The organism is Inquilinus limosus (genome assembly GCF_002195995.1).
GTDB lineage: Bacteria > Pseudomonadota > Alphaproteobacteria > DSM-16000 > Inquilinaceae > Inquilinus > Inquilinus limosus_C.
The window spans coordinates 1-19,907 of sequence record NZ_NHON01000101.1; the positions used below are offsets into that span (position 1 = coordinate 1).

Here is a 19,907-nt window from a genome sequence, read left to right on the forward strand (position 1 = left end):
CCCCCTCCCGCGAGGGGAGGGGGGACTCGGTTGATGACTGCCCTGCCACGCCCATAGAAACTACCCCGCCAGTGCCTGCCGCACCGCGTCGGCCAGGCCGGCCTGCGGATGGGTGGATTGCTCCCCGGAGGACAGGTTCTTCAGCACCGCCGTCCCCGAGGCGATCTCGGTCTCGCCCGCGATCACGGCGAGCCGGAAGCCCTTCTTGTCGGCGTATTTCAGCTGGTCGCCGACCTTCTTGCCCTCGGTGAACAGCTCGGTCGCGATGCCGGCGGCGCGCAGGGTGGTGGCCAGGCCGAGATAATAGGGCAGCTGCGCCCGGTCCATCACCGTCACCAGCACCGAAGCGGGAGTGGCGGCGCCGGGTTTCAGCAGGCCGACGTCGAACAGGCGCGACAGCAGGCGGGTGACGCCGATCGAGATGCCGACTCCCGGCAGCTTCTGTCGGGTGTAGTTGCTGGCCAGGTCCTCGTAGCGGCCGCCGGAGCAGATGCTGCCGACCTCGGGGTTCGCCACCAGCTGGGTCTCGTAGACCGTGCCGGTGTAGTAGTCGAGGCCGCGGACGATGGCGAGGTCGATGCGCCAGCGATGCGCCGGCACCTGGAAGGCGGCGAGGCCGTCGGCCACCTGGCCGAGCTCGTCCAGCCCCGCGCGGTACAGCTCGCCGCCCTCGATCGCGCGCAGGTCGGCGATGGTCACCGGCCGGGTCACCAGGTCGACGATCCGCGCCGCCGTCGCGGCGTCGATGCCGGCCTGGGCCGACAGGTCGGCCAAGGTGCGCTCGCGGCTGACCTTCTCGATCGCGTCGATCACCTTCAGCGCCGCGCCGACGCCCTCGGCCGTCAGCCCCTGGTCGAGCAGATAACCCTGCAGCAGCTTGCGGTTGTTGATGCGGATGACGAATTCGCCGATGCCGATGCGGGCGAAGATGGCGTTGATGACACAGGGGATCTCGGCATCGTTCAGGAGGCCCAGCGAGCCGTTGCCGATGACGTCGATATCCGCCTGGTAGAACTCGCGGAACCGGCCGGCCTGGGGCCGCTCGCCGCGCCACACCTTCTGGATCTGGTAGCGCCGGAACGGGAAGGTCAGCCGCGCCGAATTCTGCGCCACGTAGCGCGCCGTCGGCACGGTCAGGTCGAAATGCAGCGCCATGTCGGTCGAGGGATCCTCCCCCTCCCCCGCCGCCAGGCGGGACAGGGCGTAGATCTCCTTCTCGACGATGCCCTTGGCGGTCAGGATCTCGCGCCGTTCCACCGCCGCCGTCTCGATCGGGGTGAAGCCGTAGCGCTCATACTCCTCGCGGATGATGCGCAGGATGTGGTCCTCGACCAGCTTCTCCTCCGGCAGCCATTCGGGGAAGCCGCTGATCGGCTGGGGCTTGATGATTCGGGTCTCGGACATCGGACGCATCTTCCAAGGGGGTGTGGCGGTTTAGCCGAAAGCACCGCCGCCGTCACCCGCGCGGAATCGGAACCGGACCTGCGCCCCGGACGTTTCGCAGGGCGACCGAGACATACGGAGAGCCCCGGATGCGTTCCACCCCCAACTTGGCCACCCTTGCCCTGGCCTGCCTGGCCGCCACCGCCGGCCTGGCAGGCGCCGCCTTCGCCGCCGACATCGAGGGCGGCACTTATGTGGCCGGCGGCGACGCGCCGATCCGCCTGCTGGTGCAGCCGGCGCAGGACGGCAATGTCGCCTTCCTGCTGCACCGCTCCAGCCGCGGCGGCATCTGCCTGATGTCCGGCCTGGCCAAGCCGGTGGGCGACACGCTCACCTGGACCAGCAACAGCGGCGCTGCCCTGGCGATCCGCTTCGACGGCCGCGGCGCGTCGATCGACACGGCCAACGCCCTGCCGAAGAACTGCGACGGCGCGCCCCGCATCGCCGGCGCCTATGTCTATGACAGCCCGACGGTCGAGTTCGACCGGGCCGAGATCGGCGCGGTGCAGTCCGCGCTGAACGGCGCCGGCTACCAGCTCGGCCGGGTCGACGGCGTGCTGGGCCAGCGCAGCCTGGCGGCCGTGCGCGACTACCAGCAGAGGAACAGCATCGCCTCGGCCGATGGCGGGCTGACGGTGGAGACCGTGGCCCATCTGGCCAGCGGCGGCCGGACCGCGACCACCACGCCGACCCCGACGGCGCCCTCGACGCCGCCGGCCACGGGTGCCGCCCCGCCGGTCGCCCCGGGCGACACCGCCGCGGCGACGCCGCCGAGCGCGCCCACCCCGTCCAGCCCGCCGCCGCCGCTGCGCTGGCTGGACCCGATCCCCGACCGGCTGGTGCCGCTGCTGGAGGCGCGCTACGCACCGATGGTGGCCCCGGCGGTGATCGACTGGCGCAACGCGCCGTTCCAGGTGGCGGAGATGGAGCTGGACGAGAAGCCCGGCCAGTTGAGCCCGGACGTGATCGTGTTCTGGAACGACGCCAAGCATTGCGACGCCAGCGGCTGCCCCTGGGAGATCCTGTCCGAGGGCTCGCAGTCGCTGACCCCGGTCGCCGACGGCAAGGCGCATGAGCTGGGCCTGGCGCCGAGCTACAGCGCCGGCAAGCGCGACCTGCTGGTCGATGGCGGCCGCCTGTTCCGCTGGACCGGCAAGGGCTGGGCGCCGGAGTACTACAAGCCCGAGAAGGTACGGTAAGAGCGCTGTCCCATAGGATGGGCCGGAGCCACCCCCTCACCCGAAATCGCTGACGCGATTTCGACCTCTCCCCAAGGAGAGGTGAAGGGGCGCGGCTCCGGTTCCCCTCTCCTCGGGGAGAGGGAGGGGCCCTCCGCTTGCGGCGGGAGGGTGAGGGGGAGCCGACGTCGCCGCCAAGCGGATGTCAGGTTCGCTGCGGGCTTCCGCTCAAGCGCCACTCCAGCTGGTCCAGCCGGTCGGCGCCCCAGAAGCCCTCGCCGTCAAGCAGGAAGAAGGGTGAGCCGAACACGCCCTTCCCTGCTGCCGCCTCAGTCTCGGCCCGCAGCCGGTCCTTGACCTCGGGCCGCTGGATCGCCTCCGCGACCTCCACCGCGTCGAGGCCCAGCCCTACGGCGATGCGGACCACCGCCTCGGAGGCGGCGATGTCCTCGCCGCGGCCCCAATGCGCGTCGTAGAGCGCCACGGCGAGGTCGTGCGCCAGGGCCGGCCGGTCGTCGGCCAGCCACCACACCGCACGGGACGGCGCCAGCGCCGCGATCGGCCATTGCGCCGGCAGGGCGAAGGGGACGCCGAGGAAGGCCGCGAAGCGCGCCGCATCCTGCTCCAGATACGGCCCGCGCACCGGCAGGTCGCGGATCGGCTTCGTGCCGATCTGCTTCATGATCGGGCCCAGCAGCACCGGCTTCCACCGCACCTCGCGGCCGTGACGCGCCGCCAGCGCGTCGATCCGCATGGCGCCGAGATAACCGTAAGGGCTGGCGAAGTCGAAATAGAACTCGATCGGCGACGGCATGCTGCTCTCCTCCCGGCCGGGCAGCCTCGCCCAGCCAAGCCGCGCTGTCGATATCTCATACCAGCGGTCTTCAAGATCGACTCTTCGGTCCCTTCCCGTCATGGCGAGGAGGCGAAGCCGACGTGGCCATCCAGGGGCCGGTGCGAGCCGCCCTGGATGGCCACGCCCCTTCGGGGCTCGCCATGACGGATTGATGTTTCGGGCCGTCGGTCTCTAGGCGGCCATGCCCATCAGCGCCCGGTGCGCACATACACCCGCCATCACGCCCGAGGCCGAGGCCAGGGTGGCGTTGTGCATCGGGGTCGCCGCGTCGCCGGCGGCGAAGACGCCGGGCACCGTCGTCTGCTTGAAGTCGTCGACGCGCAGGCGGGGCCCGAGCGGCCCGTCGTCGAGGGCGCAGCCGAGTTGCTCCGCCAGCGGGCTGGCCATGCGGATCCGCGCCGCGGTGAACAGCGCGGCGACCGGCACCACCCGGCCGTCGGCCAGCCGCACGGCCTCCAGGTCCGGCGCGGCACCGAGCAGTTCCACCACCGGGCTGCGCTCGATCGTGACGCCGCGGCCGGCCAGATACGCCGCCTGTTCGGCATCGGGCTCGAACGCGCCCTGGGAAAAATAGGTGGTCGGCCCCCAGTCGGGCAGCATCCCGCCCTGATGGGCGGAGAGCGGGTGGTTGGCCAGCGCGCCGAGAGGCCGGCCGGCGACCTCGAAGCCATGGCAATAGGGGCAGTGCAGCACCGTCCTGCCCCAGCGCTCCTGCAGCCCCGGGACCGGCGGCAGCTCGTCGGCCACGCCGATCGCCAGGATCAGGTATGGCGCCGTCTCCTCGCGGCCATCGGCCAGAGCCACCGCGAAGCCCCTGTCGGTCTTGCGGGCCGACACCGCCTCGCCCTCGATGAGCGCCACCGTCGGATAGGCGAGCAGCTGGCGCAGGCCCTCCTCCCGGATCGCCAGCGGGGCCTTGCCGTCCTGGCCGAGGAAGCCGTGCGACGCGACGGCGAAGCGGTTGCGCGGCCGGCCGGCATCGATCACCAGCACCCGGCGACGGGCACGGGCCAGCTGCATCGCCGCGGACAGGCCGGCGAAGCTGCCGCCGACCACGATGACGTCATGAACCATGATGGGACTCTCCGTAAGGCAGGCCGCGGCCGCCGTTCAGCCGCCGGGCATCCGCGGCCAGATCGGCCAGGGTCAGGGTGGCGAGGCGCCGGTCCAGCGCGCGTTCGGCCTCCTGCATCGCCTCGTCCAGCGCGGCGGTGACCGCCCGCAGGATCAGGCAGGTCGGCTGGCCCACCTCGAAGGCGGTGAGCGAGACCACCCGCTCGCCCAGGGCGTGCTGGATCTCGGCCAGGGTGATCGCCTCCGGCGGCCGCGCCAGGCGCCAGCCGCCGCCATGGCCCTTGACCGAGGTGACGATGCCGGCCTCGCGCAGCCCGGCGAAGCCGCGCCGGATCACCACGGGGTTGGTGCCGACGAAGGCCGCCATCTCGGCCGAGGTCAGGGCCGCGTCGGGCCGCTCGGCCATGTGCACCAGCACGTGGAGGGCGGCGGAAAGGCGTTCGCTGGATTTCATGTAACTCTGAAAGTTACATGATTCGGTCCGGGAGGCAAGTGCGACGGGATGCCGGCGCCGGCCGTGTATTAGGATGGGAGACTGACGATGCGAGTCCGGCCATGTCGATGACACCGCCCCGGGGGGACCACAGCGCGCGCGGCGACCTGGCCACGCTGGCCCGGGTCATGCCCTATCTGTGGCGCGGCGAAAGCTGGGGCGTGCGGCTGCGCATCCTGGCCTGCGTCGCCCTGGTGTTCCTGTCCTCCTTCGCCGTGGCGCTGGTGCCGCTCCTGTTCTCGCTGGCGATCGACGCCTATGCCGGCCGCGCCAATGCCTGGGCGGTCGGGGCGATGGGCGTGATCACCGCCTATGCCGTCGCCTCCTGGGTCGGGCGCATCCTGGGCGAGCTGCAATACGCCGCCTACGGCCCGATCGAGCACCGGCTGGTGCGGCGGCTGAGCCGCACCTTCTTCACCCATCTGCACGGGCTGTCGCTGCGCTTCCATCTCGGCCGGCGCACCGGCGCGGTCAGCGAGGATCTGGGCCGCGGCCTGTCCGGCATCCGCGAGCTGATCTACGACGTCGCCTTCCGCATCCTGCCGCTGCTGATCGAGATCGCCGCCACCTGCGCCATCCTGCTGGCGCATCTGCCGCCCTTCTACGCCCTGGTCACCGCCGCCACCCTGGCCGCCTTCGCCTGGGCGATGACGCTGGGCGCCGACAGCCTGCGCAGCACCATCCGCACCATGAACCGGGAGAGCAGCAGCGCCCATGCCGTCGCCATCGACAGCCTGATCAACTACGAGACGGTGAAGTATTTCGGCGCCGAGGGCGCGATCGGCCGCCGCTACGACGAGCGGCTGGAGGAGGTGGAGCGGCTGGCCGCGCGCGGCCTGGCGCTGCGCAGCCTGAACGGCATCGCCCAGATGACGGTGCTGAGCCTGGGCCTCGCCATCCTGCTGATCCTCGGCGGCCAGGCGGTGCAGGCCGGCACCATGTCGGTCGGCGACCTGGTGCTGCTGAACACCTATTTCGTCCGCCTGGCCCGGCCGCTGGAGCAGCTGAGCCGGCTGTACCGGGTGATCCGCAACTCGCTGGGGTCGGTCGAGCAGATGTTCGCGCTGCTGGACGAGACGCCGGAGGTGACGGACGCGCCGGGCGCGGCGCCGCTGCCGCCCGGCCATGGCGATCTCGTCTTCGAGCACGTCTCCTTCGCCTATGACCCGCGCCGGCCGATCCTGCGCGACGTCTCCTTCACCCTGCCGGCCGGGCGGATTGTGGCAGTGGTCGGGGCGTCCGGCGCCGGCAAGTCGACCATCGCCCGCCTCTTGTTCCGCTTCTACGACCCGTCGGCCGGCCGGATCCTGATGGACGGCCAGGATCTGCGCGGCATCACCCAGGCCTCGCTGCGCGCCGCCATCGCCGTGGTGCCGCAGGACACGGTGCTGCTGAACGAGACGCTGCGTGACAACCTCGCCTTCGGCCGGCCGGACGCCACCGATTCGGAGATCGAGGCGGCGGCGCGGATCGCCCAGCTGGACCGCTTCGTCGCCGGGCTGCCGGACGGCTGGGACACCCTGGTTGGCGAGCGCGGGCTGAAGCTGTCGGGCGGCGAGAAGCAGCGCGTCGCCATCGCCCGCGCCGTGCTGAAGCAGCCGCGGCTGTTCATCTTCGACGAGGCCACGTCATCGCTGGACAGCGCCACCGAGCAGGCGATCCAGGAGCGGCTGGCCGAGGCCTCGCGCGGCACCTCGACGCTGATCATCGCCCACCGCCTGTCGACCGTGGTCCATGCCGACGAGATCCTGGTGCTGGACCGCGGCCAGGTGGCCGAGCGCGGCAGCCACGCCGCGCTGCTGGCCCGCGACGGGCTCTATGCCGCCCTCTGGCAGCGCCAGCATAGGGTGGCCGAGCCGGCGGCGGAGTGAGACCATTTGTAAATGCTACTGGCGCGGCCGTCTGACGGCGGCCTCTCCGCTTCCGGTGCTCACGGACTACACGTCCGCTGCGCTCCGGTTCTCGAAGCCACCGCCAGCCGACTCACGCCAGCGCATTTCCAAACGGTCTCTCGCGCCTCATTCCGCCTTCAGCCCGGCCGCCTCCGCCGCATCGAGGGCGATCGCGCTCCAGTCGAGGTCGCCGCGGCCCCGGGCGATCGAGCCGATGAAGCGCTCGCGCAGCACCGCGGCGAAGGGCAGCGGCACCCCGGCCTTCTCGCCCGCCGCCATCGCCAGCCCGACATCCTTGAGGCCGAGCGGCATGCGGAAGCCGGGCGGCGAGAACGCCCGGTCGACGATGGCGCCGCCATAGAGCTTGTAGACCGGGGCGGCGAAGATCGAGCTGGAATACAGCTCATGCGCCTGGCGGGCGGAGACGCCGTGCTTCTCCAAGAGGGTGAAGGTCTCGGCCATCGCCTCGATCGCCGCCGCGATCATGAAGTTGCCGCCGATCTTGACCACGTTCGCCGCCTCCGGCGCCTCGCCGAAATCATGCGCCTGGCCGAGCGTCTCCAGCACCGGCCGGACCCTGTCCTTGGCCGCGGCCGGGCCGGAGACCGCGATCCGGAGCTGGCCCGAGCCCGCGACCGGCGGCCGGCCGAAGACCGGCGACCCGAGATAGGCCACCCCCGCCGCCTGGTGCGCCGCGGCGAGGTCGGCGGCGATCGCCGGGCTGACCGTGCTCATCGACACATGGACGCCGCCCTGCGGCAGGCCGGACAGGATGCCGGCATCGCCCGTGGTCACGCTCTTCAGCGCCGCATCGTCGGCCACCATGGACAGGACGATGCCGTTCGCCGCGGCCTCGGCCGGCGTCGCCGCCCGGACCGCGCCCTTGGCCAGCAGCGGCTCCTCCGCCGCCGGGCTGCGGTTCCACACCGCGACCGGCCAGCCCTGGTCGAGCAGGCGCCCGGCCATCGCCGCGCCCATGCTGCCGAGGCCGACCACCCCGATCCGCGTCTTCTCCGCCATCGTCCCGTCCTCTCGTTCCGGCGGGCCCGCCGTCAGGCTGCCACCCGCTCCACCGCCACCGCCGTGGCCTCGCCGCCGCCGATGCACAGCGCCGCGACGCCGCGCTTGAGGCCATGGGTCTCCAACGCATTCAACAGGGTGACGATGATCCGCGCTCCCGACGCGCCGACCGGATGGCCGAGGGCGCAGGCGCCGCCATGGACATTGACCTTGTCATGCGGCAGGTCGAGGTCGCGCATCGCCGCCATGGTCACGACCGCGAAGGCCTCGTTGATCTCGAACAGGTCGACATCCCTGGCCGACCAGCCGGTGCGCTGGAACAGCGTCTCCATCGCCCCGATCGGCGCGGTGGTGAACCAGGCCGGCGCCCTGGCGTGGCTGGCATGGCCGACGATCTTCGCGAGGATGGGCAGGCCGCGCCTCTCCGCGTCCGACCGGCGCAGCAGCACCAGCGCCGCGCCGCCGTCGGAGATCGAGCTGGAATTCGCCGCCGTCACCGTGCCGTCCGGGCGGAAGGCGGGCTTCAGCGTCGGGATCTTCTCCGGCCTGGCGTTGCGCGGCTGCTCGTCGGTCGCGATGCTGACCTCGCCGCCGCGGCCCTTCACCGTCACCGCCGCGATCTCGCGGGCGAAGGTGCCGTCCTCCGACGCCTTGCGCGCCCGGTCCAGGCTGGCCAAAGCGAACTGGTCCTGCTGCTCGCGGGTGAACTGGTAGTGCTGCGCCGTGTCCTCGGCATAGGTGCCCATCAGCCGGCCGGGCTCATAGGCATCCTCCAGCCCGTCCAGGAACATGTGGTCCAGCACCCTGCCGTGGCCCATGCGGTAGCCGCCTCGGGCGCGGTCCAGCAGGTAGGGGGCGTTGGTCATGCTCTCCAGCCCGCCGGCGACGCCGATGCCGACCGACCCGGCGGCGATGGCGTCGTGGATCTGCATCACCGCCTTCATGCCGGAGCCGCACATCTTATTGACCGTGGTGCACGGCACCGCGTCGGGCAGGCCGGCGCCGCGGGCGGCCTGGCGCGCCGGGGCCTGGCCGAGCCCGGCCGGCAGCACGCAGCCCATCACCACCTCCTCCACCGCATCGGCGGCGAGGCCGGCGCGCTGGAGCGCCGCGGCGATGGCGACGGCGCCGAGCTGCGGCGCGCGCACATCCTTCAGCTCGCCCTGGAAGCCGCCCATCGGGGTGCGGGCCGCGCCCGCGATGACGACGGGATCATTCGCGCTCATGACATCCTCCAGTCCTTGAGGGGCGGTGTCTCGTTGGGGCCGATGCTAGCACGATGGAACCGCCGCTGGGCGAGGACGGATCGACCCGGTACAGTGCGCGCCACCGTTCCCTGGGCAACAGCGCGGCCTCCATGACCGATCCCCTGCTCGGCGGCCTGTCCGCCGCCGATTTCCTGGCCCGCCACTGGCAGAAGACGCCGCTCCTGATCCGCCAGGCGATCCCGGGCTGGACCAGCCCGGTCACGCCGGACGAGCTGGCCGGGCTGGCCTGCGAGGACGGGGTGGAGAGCCGCCTGGTCACCCGCCGCCGCGGCAAATGGGCGGTGCGGCACGGCCCGTTCGACGAGGCCGATTTCGCCAAGCTGCCGGCCAGGGACTGGACCCTGCTGGTGCAGGGCGTCGACCTGTGGGAGCCGGCGGTGGCGGCCCTGCGCGAGCGCTTCCGCTTCGTGCCCGACTGGCGGCTGGACGACGTCATGGTCAGCTACGCCCCGCCCGGCGGCGGCGTCGGCGCCCATGTCGACCAGTACGACGTGTTCCTGCTGCAGGGCCTCGGCCGCCGGCGCTGGCGGATCGGCGGCGCGGCCGAGGTGCGGCCCGCCTGGGTGCCCGACCAGCCGCTGAAGCTGCTGGCCGATTTCCAGCCGGCCGAGGAATGGGTGCTGGAGCCGGGCGACATGCTGTACCTGCCGCCGGGCTGGGCCCATGACGGCGTCGCCGAGGATGACTGCCTGACCTTCTCGATCGGCTTCCGCGCCCCGAGCGTGGCCGAGCTGGCCGGCCGCTTCGCCGCCGCCGTGGCCGATGCCGAGGACGAGGAGCGGCGCTATGCCGACCCCGACCTGGCGCCGCCGGCGCATCCCGGCGAGATCCCCGACGCCGCGATCGAGCGGGTACGCGCCTACCTGGCGGAGAAGCTGGACGACCGCCGCTTCCTGGCCAGCTGGCTGGGCGGCCTGCTGACCGAGCCGAAGGAGGAGCGCGAGGCGCCGCCACCGCGCAAGCGCCGCCCCACCGGCGCGCTGTGCCGGGCGATCGGCAGTCGGCTGGCCTTTGTCCGCGACGGCGATGGCGTCACCCTGTTCGCCGATGGCGAGACGCTTGCCGCCCCGGCCGGGGCGGCGGCCGGGGCGGCGCTGCACCTGTGCGGCGACGGGCGGCTGACGGCGGAGCAGGCCAAGGCGGCCTGGGCCGATCCGGCGGCCGCGGCGCTGCTGGATGCGCTGCTGGCGTCCGGCGCCATCGAGCCGGCCGGCAAGGGTCGTTGATCGGAAGAGGGTTTCAACAGCGCGGCGAAGCGGAACCGCTTCTATCGGCAGGGCGGCTCGGGTAATGCTGTCTGACCAACAACGAACGCGAACAGGTCGATCATGCCGATTGCAAGCCGTCGTGCGCTCCTGGCCCTGCTTCCCGTCCTCGCCATCGCCGCCTGCGCCCCCAAGGCCGGCGGCCCCTACGACATCTTCTTCAAGGACGAGAGCGCCACGCTGACGCCGGACGCGCGGGCGCTGGTCGCCAAGGCGGCGTCGGAGGCGAAGAGCTGGAACGCGAAGTCGATCAGCGTCGACGGTTTCGCCGGCAAGGACGGCGCGCGCGATGCGCATGAGGCGCTGTCGGCCAAGCGGGCCGAGGCCGTCGCCGCGGAGCTGGTGGCGAACGGCGTCTCGCCGAGCCTGATCCACCGCGTCGAGGGCCATGGCGACGCCGGGGCCATCGCGGGCGTCACCGTCGGCGAGCGCCGGGTCGAGATCCGGATCGCCTACTGACCGTTCCCTCCCCTGTCATGCCCGGGCTTGACCCGGGCATCCAGAGGCTGTCGACGCCCACTGGATTGCCGGGTCAAGCCCGGCAATGACAGGCAGGAGGGCCGTATAGATCAGTTCCGCGACTTGAGCGCGTCGCGGATCTCCTCCAACAGCACCTCGCTGCGCGACGGCCCGGCCGGGGCGGCTTCGGGCTTCTTCATGAAGCGGTTGACCTGCTTGACCAGCAGGAACACGGCGAAGGCGATGATCAGGAAGTTGATGATCGCGTTGATGAAGACGCCGTAGTTGATCGTCGCGGCGCCGGCCGCCTTGGCCGCGGCCAGGCTGTCATAATGGGTCGACGACAGGTTGATGAAGTAGTTCGAGAAGTCGACACCGCCCAGCAGCACGCCGATCGGCGGCATGATAACGTCGTTGACCAGGGAATTCACGATCGTGGTGAAGGCCACGCCCATGATGATACCGACCGCCAAGTCGATCACATTGCCACGGGCAATGAAGGCCTTGAACTCCTGAAACATCCGCTGCCCCCAAGTCTCTGTAGGTGGCCGATGCCGGCCGCGACATAAATGTATATATCCGATTTGCGCCATATCACAGAAAAACCTACAAACACGCTGACAAAGCAGGGAAATGGCCGAATTTGCGGCTTCAAGAAATTCATTGGAATCGACTTGACTTTCGATGCGGCAGGATCAAATTGCGCCGCCCATGTCACCATGAAGACGGGCGGCCGGCGCCGTGCCGGCCGTCCGGGCCGGGAAGGGAAACGACCGATGCGCCTGTTCTTTTTCGGCACGCTGCAGGATCCCGACCTGTTCGCGCTGGTGATCGGCCGTCCGATGGCGGCGCTGGCGACGCGGCCTGCGACCCTGCTGGGACGGCAGCGCCGCAAGGTGAAGGGCGAGAGCTATCCGATCCTGGTGCCGCATCCGGACGGGCGGGTCGACGGCCTGCTGGTCGACGGCTTCACCGATGTCGAGATGGAGCGCATGCAGTTCTTCGAGAGCGACGACTACGCGCTGCAGCCGGTGACCGTGACGCTGGCCGATGGCGAGCCCGTCGAGGCGCAGATCTACGCCTCGACCGGGGCGTTGGAGGATGCCGGCGAGCCCTGGCATCTCGAGGCCTGGCAGGCCACGGAGAAGCCGCGCACGCTGCTGCACCACGAGGCCTACATGTCGCTGTACGGCAAGATGAGCAGCGCCGAGGCGGCGCTGCGCTGGCCGGAGGTCAAGGCCCAGGCCGACCGCCGCTATGCCGAGGCCCGCGCCGAGCGCCATTTCGCCGAACGGCGGCGGCCCCGGTAAGGTCAGGCCGTCCCCTTCCCTTCCGCCGCGTCGAGACGCTGCAGCAGCAGCTCGACCGCGCGGGTCAGGCGCACCACCTCCTGCTCCCGCAGCAGGTCGATCTTCTGGTGCAGCTGCTCGATCTCCAGCTCCGCCTTGATGTTGATCTTGTAGTCGTTCTCCGCCTTGTAGCGGTCGATCTCGGCCTGGCGGTTCTGGCTCATCATCAGGATCGGCGCGGTGTAGGCCGCCTGGAACGACAGCGCCAGGTTCAGCAGGATGAAAGGATACGGGTCCCAGGCCTGGATCCAGCCGACGACGTTCAGCACGATCCACAGAGACAGCAGCGCGCTCTGCACGATGATGAAGCGCCACGAGCCGACGGTCGCCGCCACGCCGTCGGCCAGGCGCTGGCCGAAGGTGAGCGCGGCGCGATGCTTGGCGCGATGGCTCCGCCGCTGGTGGCGCAGCTCGTGCAGCAGCTGCTCGTCCTCGGGCGTCAGGCTGGGGGCATGGGTCATCGACTCTCTCCTGGCGCAAGGCGGCGGCCGGCCGGGCGCCTGAACATTACACCGGCAACCATTTCGCCTGATTCCGCCACCGCCCGGTAGCCGCCGGTTGCAAGCCTCACCCTCATCGAAGCCGCGGTTCGCTGCGTTGAGCGAGGGTGAGTGTGATGAGACCGGATTGGCCGATCGCCGTGGACCGGGCCGAGCCGCCGATCGAGGCCGGGATCCTCGAGGCCAGGATCTACCCCTTCGTTCCGCCCGCCACCCTGCCGGCGCCTGTCCCCGGCCTCCTGCCTCGCGCCTTGGCGTGGGTCGGGCGGGCGATCATCGACGGCTTCGCCCATTGCGCCCGCGGCATGCATCCGGAGCTGTTCTGCCGCGAGGACGAGCCGGTCCGCCCCGACCCGGACGCGCTGGCCGACGACGCGCCGCGCAGCTGGCGGTCCGACATCGATGTCGAGCTGCAGCGGATCGTGTCGCTGCACCGGTTCCGAGGATAGCTGGCCAGATCGGCCCGGACCGGCCAAGCTGCGGCCATGCGCCTCTATGCCATCAGCGACCTCCACCTCGCCTCCGACGCCAGCTTCGAGCGGCTGGCGGCCCTGCCGGACCATCCCGAGGACTGGCTGATCCTGGCCGGCGACATCGCCGAGACGGCGGACACGCTGGGCCGCGCCTTCGCCATGCTGTCGGCGAAGTTCGCCCGGCTGATCTGGGTGCCGGGCAACCACGAGCTGTGGACCCGGGCGCGCAATCCGGCCGCGCCGCGTGGGGTCGAACGCTACCAATCGCTGGTCGCCCTGGCCCGGCAGCATGGCGTGGTGACGCCGGAGGATCCGTATCCGGTCTGGACCGGCCCGGGCGGCGAGCATGTCATCGCACCCCTGTTCCTGCTGTACGACTACAGCTTCCGCCCGGCCGACCTGCCGGTCGAGGAGGTGGTGGCCTGGGCTGCGGAGGAGAGCGCCGTCTGCGCCGACGAGCTGCTGCTGTATCCCGATCCCTATCCGACCCGGCAGGAGTGGTGCCGGGCCCGGGTCGAGGACACCGCCCGGCGCCTGGCGGCGCTGCCGGCCGGGCTGCCGACCATCCTGGTCAACCATTATCCGCTGCGCCGCGACCTGGTGCGGATCCCGCGCATCCCGCGCTTCAGCCCGTGGTGCGGCACGGTGCTGACCGAGGACTGGCACCGGCGCTTCCGCGCCGCGGTGGCGGTCAGCGGCCACCTGCATGTCCGCCACACCGACTGGCGCGACGCCACCCGGTTCGAGGAGGTGTCGCTGGGCTACCCCTATCAGTGGGAGCAGGCCTACGGCGTCGGCGCCTATCTGCGCGAGATCCTGCCCGGCCCGCCCGAGCCGGCGCCGTCGGTCAGGGCGTCAGGGCAACGTGCCGGACCGCGATGACCGGCTCGCCCTGCGGCCGGTGCAGCGCCAGCCCCAGCAGGTGCCGCGGCGACGGCCGCCATTGCCGGAAATGCCAGGCGGCGCCGTCGACCGCGGGGTCGAGGAAGCGCACCGACGGCCGTTCCGACAGCGTCTCCACCACGAAGCTGTCCAGCGCGATGGTCAGGCCGCCGCCCAGCGCCTTCACATAGGCTTCCTTGACCGTCCAGATCTGCAGGAAAGCCTCGCGCCGCCGGTCCGCCGGCACCGCCCGCACCGCCGCCGCCTCCGCCGCGGCGAAGCGGCGGTCGGCGATGCGCGGCTCGACCACCCGGCCGAGCCATTCGAGATCGACGCCGATGACGCTGCCCGGCGCCGCGGCGCAGGCGATCATGCCCTCGGCATGGGAGATGTTGATGCCGATCGACCGCCCCTGCTCCGGCCGGCAGACCAGCGGCTTGCCGTGGTCGCCGATGGCGAAGTCCCATTCGCCGGCCGGCACGCCGGCGATCTGCTGCAGCAGCCGGCGCATCACCGACCGGGCGGCGGCGAAGCGGCGCCGGTCGCCCGGCATGACGAAGCGCGCGGCCCGCGCCCGCTCCGCCGCGGTCAGGAACGGCAGGCAGGCCTGGTAGAGGGCCTCGTCCTCCGGCACCTCGGCCGTCCAGACATGAGCGTCGGCGGGGGCACCGCTCATGCCTTTGCTCCCGTCACTTCGGGGAGACGCCGCCGAGCTTGCAGATATGCGTCCATTCCGCGTCGCTGACCGGGCTGACCGACAGCCGGCCCTGGCGGATCAGCGCGAGGCCGGACAGCGCCGGGTCGGCCTTCATCTGCTTCAGCGTGACGAAGGTCTTCAATGGGCGCGAGGCCTGCACATCGACCATGCCGAAGCGGCCGCTCTCGTCGCTCGGGTCCGGATAGTATTCGCGCACGATCGTGACGATGCCGACGATCTCCAGCCCCTCGTTGGAGTGGTAGAAGAACGCCTCGTCGCCGATCTTCATCGCCTTCAGGTTGTTCGAGGCCTGGTAGTTCCGGACGCCGTCCCAATGGGTGCGCTTGGCCTTGACCATATGGTCCCAGCTCCATTTGAACGGTTCGGACTTCACCAGCCAATGGTTCACGATACGGCCTCTCGGATCGACGGCGCCGCGCGCCTCTGGGCGGGACGCTAGCGGAAAGAGTCGGCTGTTTCCAGGTCAGGCCTCGCGTTTCGCCGGGCGCAGCAGCAGGCCGGCGATGGCGGTGTCGACCGCGGCGCCGCGGTTCAGCACGGCGTCGACCGCCGCGGTCACCGGCGCCTCGATCCCCGCCTGCGCCGCCAGCCGGGCCGCCGCCGCCGCGGTCCACACGCCTTCGGTGACCGAGCGGCGCTCGCCCAGGATCTCCGCCAACGACCGCCCCTGCCCCAGGGCGATGCCCAGCGAGGTGTTGCGGCTGGTGGCGCTGCAGGCGGTCAGCAGCAGGTCGCCCAGGCCGGACAGGCCCATCAGCGTCTCCGGCCGCGCCCCGAGCCCGGCGCCGAGCCGCGCCAGCTCGGCCAGGCCGCGGGTGACCAGGGCGGCGCGGGCGTTCTCGCCCAGGCCGCGCCCCGTGACGATGCCGGCGGCGATCGCCAGCACGTTCTTCAGCGCCCCGCCGATGGCGACGCCGCGCAGATCCTCGCTCCAGTACAGGCGCAGCGCCTTGTGGCCGAGGCTGCGGGCCAGGGCGGCGCCGGTGTCGGCATCGGCGCAGGCCAGGGTCAGGGCGGTGGGCAGGCCGCGCGCCACCTCGGCGGCGAAGCTGGGGCCGGACAGCAGCGCCGGCGCCGCCTCCGGCCGCGCCTCGGCCGCCACCTCATGCATGAAGCGGCCGGTCGCGGTCTCGACGCCCTTGGCGGTGATCACCAGCGGCCCCGGCCTTGGCGCCATCTGCTCCAGGATCGTCCGCAGATGCTGCGCCGGCACGGCGAGGACGCGCAGCCCCTCGGCCCCGGCAAGGTCGGCGGTCACCGCAATCCCCGGATGCAGCGCGATGCCGGGCAGGTAGGCGGCGTTCTCGCGGGTCTCCTGGATCGCCGCGGCACGGTCCGTGTCCCGAGCCCACAGCACCACCTTGTGCCCGGCCCCGGCGAAGCTCTGCGCCAGCGCCGTGCCCCAGGCACCGGCGCCGATCACGGCGATGCGTGCTTTAGCCATGCCGGCTCACGCCTTCACCCCGGCGCCGATCGCAGCGGTGGCGGTGGGATCGAGCGGCCAGCGCGGCCGCGGCGCGCAGTCGAGCCCGTCGACCAGGCCGAGGCGCAGCCGCTCCAGCCCCGCCCAGGCGATCATGGCGCCGTTGTCGGTGCACAGCTTCAGCGGCGGCGCGACGAAGGGCAGCCCCGCCGCCCCCGACACCTCGGAGAGGCGGGCGCGCAGCCGCTGGTTGGCGGCGACGCCGCCGGCCACGACGAAGGCGCCGCCCGTCGGATGCTCCGCCCGGAACCGGGTGATGGCGCGCTTCGCCCGGTCGGCCAGCGAGGCCGCGACCGACTCCTGGAAGGCGGCGCAGAGATCGGCAATGTCCTGCTCCGCCAGCGGCTGCGGCAGCCCGGCCACGGCGCGGCGCACCGCGGTCTTGAGGCCGGAGAAGGAGAAGTCGCAATCCGGCCGCCCGATCATCGGCCGCGGCAGGACGAAGCGCTTCGGGTCGCCGCGCTTCGCCGCCGCCTCGACCAGCGGGCCGCCGGGATGGCCGAGTCGGAGCATCTTGGCGACCTTGTCGAAGGCCTCGCCGACCGCGTCGTCGATGGTGGTGCCCCAGCGCCGGTACTGCCCCACGCCCTCGACGCAGAGCAGCTGGCAATGGCCGCCGGAGACCAGCAGCAGCAGATAGGGGAAGTCGACCCCGTCGGTCAGCCGCGCCGTCAGGGCGTGGCCTTCGAGATGGTTGACGCCGAGGAAGGGCAGCCCGCGCGCGGCGGCGATGCCTTTGGCGGTCATCACCCCTACGGCGACGCCGCCGATCAGCCCCGGCCCGGCGGTGGCGGCGATGCCGTCGACGGCGTCGAGGCCGATCCCGGCCTCAGCCAGCGCCCGGCGGACGACGCCGTCGAGATAGGCCAGGTGAGCGCGCGCCGCCACCTCGGGCACCACGCCGCCATAGGGGGCGTGCTCCTCGATCTGGCTGAGCACGACATTGGCCAGGATGCGGCGCTGGTCGTCGACCAGCGCCGCCGCCGTCTCGTCGCAGGAGGTCTCGATGCCGAGCACGATCATGATCGGCCCGATATAGGCGGTCCGGCGGCGCGGCGAAAGGAGTGCCGGGCCTTCACTTCCGATCGCGGTGCTCCGTCGCCCTGCGGATCCGATCGCGCAGAGACTCGAAATAGGCCGCATCGATCGGAGGGGTCAGCGGAGACCTGGCCCCCGCGAGCAGCGCCTCACGAAGCATCTCGCGATCCTTCCTGGCAGGATCGTCACCCATTTCAGGCGGGGGACCGCTCATCTTGCTCATGCCCGACGTTACCCGCCCTACCGCGCTTTGACGACCTCGATCGGGGTCGCCGCCCGGGAAACGCGACATACCAGCCGGCCACGTCGCCGCAACCGCCGCGCATGGCTTGCCCGCCGGCCCCCGGCCTTCTAGAAGTCGGGCCATGGACACCGTTCTCCGCATCGGCACGCGCGGCAGCGCCCTTGCCCTCGCCCAGGCCGAGGAGACGCGGCGGCGTCTGATCGCGGCACATCCGGCCCTGGCCGCCCCCGGCGCGGTCGAGATCCAGGCCGTCCGCACCACCGGCGACCGGGTGCAGGACCGCCCGCTGTCCGAGATCGGCGGCAAGGGGCTGTTCACCAAGGAGATCGAGGACGGCCTGCTGGACGGCAGCCTGGACATCGCCGTCCATTCGATGAAGGACATGCCGACCCGGCTGCCCGACGGGCTGATCATCGGCGCCCTGCTACCGCGCGAGGACCCGCGCGACGCCCTGTTCGCCCGCGGCGAGGCCCTGACCGGCCCGGCCAGCCTGGCGGCGCTGAGGCCGGGCGCGGTGGTCGGCACCTCCGGCCTGCGGCGGCAGGCGCAGCTGCTGGCGCTGCGGCCCGACCTGCGCGTCGTGCCGTTCCGCGGCAATGTCGACACCCGCCTGGCCAAGCTGGATGCCGGCACGGTCGACGCCACGCTGCTCGCCCTCGCCGGGTTGAAGCGCCTGGGCAAGGCCGACCGGGTCTCCGCCGTGCTCGACCCGCAGGAGATGCTGCCGGCCGTCGCCCAGGGCGCCATCGGCATCGAATGCCGCGCCGGCGACGGGCGGGTGCTGGCCCTGCTGTCCGCCATCCATGACCACGACACCGGCGACCGGGTGGCGGCCGAGCGCGCCCTGCTGGCGGCGCTGGACGGCAGCTGCCGCACCCCGATCGCGGCGCTGGCCGAGCTGGGGCCCGGCGGCACGCTGACCCTGGTCTCCCGCGTCGCCCTGCCCGACGGCACGGAGATGCATGAGGACCGCCGCCAGGGCCACCGCTCCGAGGCGGAGCGGCTGGGCAGCGAGGCCGGCGCGGCCCTGCGCCGGCGCATCGGCCCGCGCTTCCTGGCCGGCTGATGACGCGCTGGCTGGTCACCCGGCCGCGGGAGGAGGCCGAGCGATTCGCCGACGCGATGCGCGACCGCGGCCTGGATCCGGTGATCGCCCCGGTGCTGGAGATCGAGCCGGCCGACCCCGGCCCGATCGACCTGTCCGACGTGCAGGCGGTGCTGGCCACCAGCCGCAACGGCATCGACGCCTTCGCCAGAAGGGTGAAAGGGCGCGACCTGCCGGTGCTGGCGGTCGGCGACGCCACCGCCGACCTGGCCCGGTCGCTCGGCTTCCGCGATGTGGCCAGCGCCGCCGGCGACGGCGCCGACCTGGCCGAACTGGCCCACGCGACGCTGGATCCCGCGGCCGGCGTGCTGCTGCACCCCTCCGGCGAGGAGGTCGCCCGCGACCTGCCCGCCCTGCTCGCCCCCGCCGGCTTCACCGTGCGGCGGATCGTGCTGTACCGCGCCCGGCCGGCCGCGGCGCTGCCCTCCGCGGCGGCGGCGGCCCTGGCCGACCCGGGGCTGGCCGGGGTGGTGTTTTTCTCTCCCCGCACGGCGAAGGTCTTTGCTACCCTCGCGGCCCGGGTCGAACTGACCCATCGCCTCGCCGGGCTGACGGCGGTCTGCCTGAGCCCGGCCGTCGCCCAGGCGCTGGATCCGTCGCCCTGGCGGGCGGTGCGAATCGCGGACAGGCCGGATTCGCCGTCGCTGCTGGCACGGCTTTCCGATTTTCCTGCTGAGCAAGAGACGAGGACGGCGAACGGTATGGACCCGACCCCCGACAAGCCAGGCGAAGCAGCGGCCCAGGGCCCTGAGTCCCAGCAGCCGGACGACGCGTCGGCCACCGCTGCGGACCAGCCGGGCCAGGCTCAGCCGGGCACCCCCGGAGCGGCGGCTGGCGACCCCGCCGCGCCGCACACCGAGGAGATCCTCGGCATGCCGACCGAGGGGCCGCTGACCCCGACCGAGCGGGTGATCGAGGCGTTCGGCGGCATCCGGCCGATGGCGGCGAAGCTGACCGTGCCGGTGACCACCGTGCAGGGCTGGAAGCGGCGCAACGCCATTCCGGAGCAGCGCCACGCCGACATCCTGGCCGCGGCCAAGACCCATGGCATCGCGCTGGACCCGGCCGAGCTGGCCCGCACCCGCCCGGCGACGCCGGAGGAAGGCGCGCCCGAGCCGGCCGAGCTGGCCGAGCCGGAGACCCCGCCCGGCCCGCCGCGCGTCGGCC

21 protein-coding genes are annotated in these 19,907 nt (G+C 72.2%); 9 read left to right on the forward strand and 12 right to left on the reverse strand.

What is annotated here, in order from left to right:
• Window positions 1–60 precede the first annotated feature (60 nt).
• On the reverse strand, window positions 61–1,404 hold the full coding sequence (hisS, locus tag BWR60_RS30825; protein WP_088156252.1) for a histidine--tRNA ligase: 1,344 nt from the start codon (window positions 1,402–1,404) through the stop codon (window positions 61–63).
• A 128-nt stretch (window positions 1,405–1,532) separates the two neighbouring features.
• On the opposite strand from hisS, the gene BWR60_RS30830 reads away from it, so the two are divergent.
• A complete protein-coding gene (locus tag BWR60_RS30830; protein ID WP_088156254.1) occupies window positions 1,533–2,642 on the forward strand; it encodes a peptidoglycan-binding domain-containing protein in 1,110 nt (369 codons plus the stop codon).
• 184 nt (window positions 2,643–2,826) lie between these two features.
• Here the strand turns inward: BWR60_RS30830 and BWR60_RS30835 are convergent, their stop codons facing one another.
• From BWR60_RS30835 to BWR60_RS30845, 3 genes are all read right to left on the reverse strand, one after another.
• Window positions 2,827–3,435: a 2-hydroxychromene-2-carboxylate isomerase gene (locus tag BWR60_RS30835; protein ID WP_088156256.1), complete on the reverse strand. Its 609-nt coding sequence runs from the start codon at window positions 3,433–3,435 to the stop codon at window positions 2,827–2,829.
• A 213-nt stretch (window positions 3,436–3,648) separates the two neighbouring features.
• Window positions 3,649–4,551, reverse strand: coding sequence for an NAD(P)/FAD-dependent oxidoreductase (locus BWR60_RS30840; protein WP_088156258.1), 903 nt, complete (start codon window positions 4,549–4,551; stop codon window positions 3,649–3,651).
• Window positions 4,541–5,005 carry an Rrf2 family transcriptional regulator gene (locus tag BWR60_RS30845; protein ID WP_088156260.1) on the reverse strand — a complete coding sequence of 155 codons (465 nt, stop codon included), beginning with the start codon at window positions 5,003–5,005 and terminating at the stop codon, window positions 4,541–4,543. The genes BWR60_RS30840 and BWR60_RS30845 overlap by 11 nt, the downstream gene beginning before the upstream one ends.
• 101 nt (window positions 5,006–5,106) lie before the next feature.
• On the opposite strand from BWR60_RS30845, the gene BWR60_RS30850 reads away from it, so the two are divergent.
• Complete coding sequence (locus BWR60_RS30850) at window positions 5,107–6,915, forward strand: ABCB family ABC transporter ATP-binding protein/permease (RefSeq protein WP_218823761.1); 1,809 nt, start codon at window positions 5,107–5,109, stop codon at window positions 6,913–6,915.
• A gap of 147 nt (window positions 6,916–7,062) precedes the next feature.
• Here the strand turns inward: BWR60_RS30850 and BWR60_RS30855 are convergent, their stop codons facing one another.
• Both BWR60_RS30855 and BWR60_RS30860 read right to left on the reverse strand, forming a co-directional pair.
• A complete protein-coding gene (locus BWR60_RS30855) occupies window positions 7,063–7,956 on the reverse strand; it encodes an NAD(P)-dependent oxidoreductase (RefSeq protein ID WP_088156262.1) in 894 nt (297 codons plus the stop codon).
• Between the two features lie 32 nt (window positions 7,957–7,988).
• A complete protein-coding gene (locus BWR60_RS30860) occupies window positions 7,989–9,182 on the reverse strand; it encodes an acetyl-CoA C-acyltransferase (RefSeq protein WP_088156264.1) in 1,194 nt (397 codons plus the stop codon).
• 131 nt (window positions 9,183–9,313) lie between these two features.
• Here BWR60_RS30860 and BWR60_RS30865 point away from each other — a divergent pair, with 131 nt between their 5' ends.
• Window positions 9,314–10,450 (forward strand): cupin domain-containing protein, encoded by a 1,137-nt coding sequence (locus BWR60_RS30865; protein WP_088156292.1) that lies wholly within the window; start codon window positions 9,314–9,316, stop codon window positions 10,448–10,450.
• Window positions 10,451–10,552: 102 nt separating this feature from the next.
• Entirely contained in the window at window positions 10,553–10,948 is a 396-nt protein-coding gene (locus BWR60_RS30870) for an OmpA family protein (protein WP_088156266.1), read from the forward strand.
• A gap of 110 nt (window positions 10,949–11,058) precedes the next feature.
• On the opposite strand, the gene mscL is transcribed toward BWR60_RS30870, so the two are convergent.
• The gene (gene mscL / locus BWR60_RS30875) at window positions 11,059–11,469 is read right to left on the reverse strand and encodes a large conductance mechanosensitive channel protein MscL (RefSeq protein ID WP_088156268.1); all 411 of its coding nucleotides are present in this window, start codon (window positions 11,467–11,469) and stop codon (window positions 11,059–11,061) included.
• Between the two features lie 255 nt (window positions 11,470–11,724).
• Here mscL and BWR60_RS30880 point away from each other — a divergent pair, with 255 nt between their 5' ends.
• Window positions 11,725–12,258 (forward strand): gamma-glutamylcyclotransferase family protein, encoded by a 534-nt coding sequence (locus BWR60_RS30880; RefSeq protein ID WP_179222020.1) that lies wholly within the window; start codon window positions 11,725–11,727, stop codon window positions 12,256–12,258.
• A 2-nt stretch (window positions 12,259–12,260) separates the two neighbouring features.
• On the opposite strand, the gene BWR60_RS30885 is transcribed toward BWR60_RS30880, so the two are convergent.
• Window positions 12,261–12,758, reverse strand: coding sequence for a DUF1003 domain-containing protein (locus BWR60_RS30885; RefSeq protein WP_088156272.1), 498 nt, complete (start codon window positions 12,756–12,758; stop codon window positions 12,261–12,263).
• A gap of 155 nt (window positions 12,759–12,913) precedes the next feature.
• Here BWR60_RS30885 and BWR60_RS30890 point away from each other — a divergent pair, with 155 nt between their 5' ends.
• On the forward strand, window positions 12,914–13,246 hold the full coding sequence (locus BWR60_RS30890) for a hypothetical protein (protein WP_088156274.1): 333 nt from the start codon (window positions 12,914–12,916) through the stop codon (window positions 13,244–13,246).
• A gap of 36 nt (window positions 13,247–13,282) precedes the next feature.
• Window positions 13,283–14,152 (forward strand): metallophosphoesterase family protein, encoded by an 870-nt coding sequence (locus BWR60_RS30895; protein WP_088156276.1) that lies wholly within the window; start codon window positions 13,283–13,285, stop codon window positions 14,150–14,152.
• On the opposite strand, the gene BWR60_RS30900 is transcribed toward BWR60_RS30895, so the two are convergent.
• The 4 genes from BWR60_RS30900 to tsaD all read right to left on the reverse strand — a co-directional run bounded on the left by BWR60_RS30900 (window position 14,118) and on the right by tsaD (window position 17,376).
• Entirely contained in the window at window positions 14,118–14,828 is a 711-nt protein-coding gene (locus BWR60_RS30900; RefSeq protein ID WP_088156278.1) for a 4'-phosphopantetheinyl transferase family protein, read from the reverse strand. The genes BWR60_RS30895 and BWR60_RS30900 overlap by 35 nt on opposite strands.
• Before the next feature lie 13 nt (window positions 14,829–14,841).
• On the reverse strand, window positions 14,842–15,258 hold the full coding sequence (locus BWR60_RS30905; protein WP_088156280.1) for an EVE domain-containing protein: 417 nt from the start codon (window positions 15,256–15,258) through the stop codon (window positions 14,842–14,844).
• 75 nt (window positions 15,259–15,333) lie between these two features.
• On the reverse strand, window positions 15,334–16,314 hold the full coding sequence (locus BWR60_RS30910) for an NAD(P)H-dependent glycerol-3-phosphate dehydrogenase (protein ID WP_088156282.1): 981 nt from the start codon (window positions 16,312–16,314) through the stop codon (window positions 15,334–15,336).
• A gap of 6 nt (window positions 16,315–16,320) precedes the next feature.
• Window positions 16,321–17,376: a tRNA (adenosine(37)-N6)-threonylcarbamoyltransferase complex transferase subunit TsaD gene (gene tsaD, locus BWR60_RS30915; RefSeq protein WP_088156284.1), complete on the reverse strand. Its 1,056-nt coding sequence runs from the start codon at window positions 17,374–17,376 to the stop codon at window positions 16,321–16,323.
• Window positions 17,377–17,756: 380 nt separating this feature from the next.
• Here tsaD and hemC point away from each other — a divergent pair, with 380 nt between their 5' ends.
• Window positions 17,757–18,701 carry a hydroxymethylbilane synthase gene (gene hemC, locus BWR60_RS30920; RefSeq protein WP_088156286.1) on the forward strand — a complete coding sequence of 315 codons (945 nt, stop codon included), beginning with the start codon at window positions 17,757–17,759 and terminating at the stop codon, window positions 18,699–18,701.
• Window positions 18,701–19,907: uroporphyrinogen-III synthase (locus tag BWR60_RS30925; RefSeq protein WP_088156288.1), on the forward strand; the 1,207-nt coding region annotated here is incomplete at its 3' end. The genes hemC and BWR60_RS30925, both read left to right, overlap by 1 nt.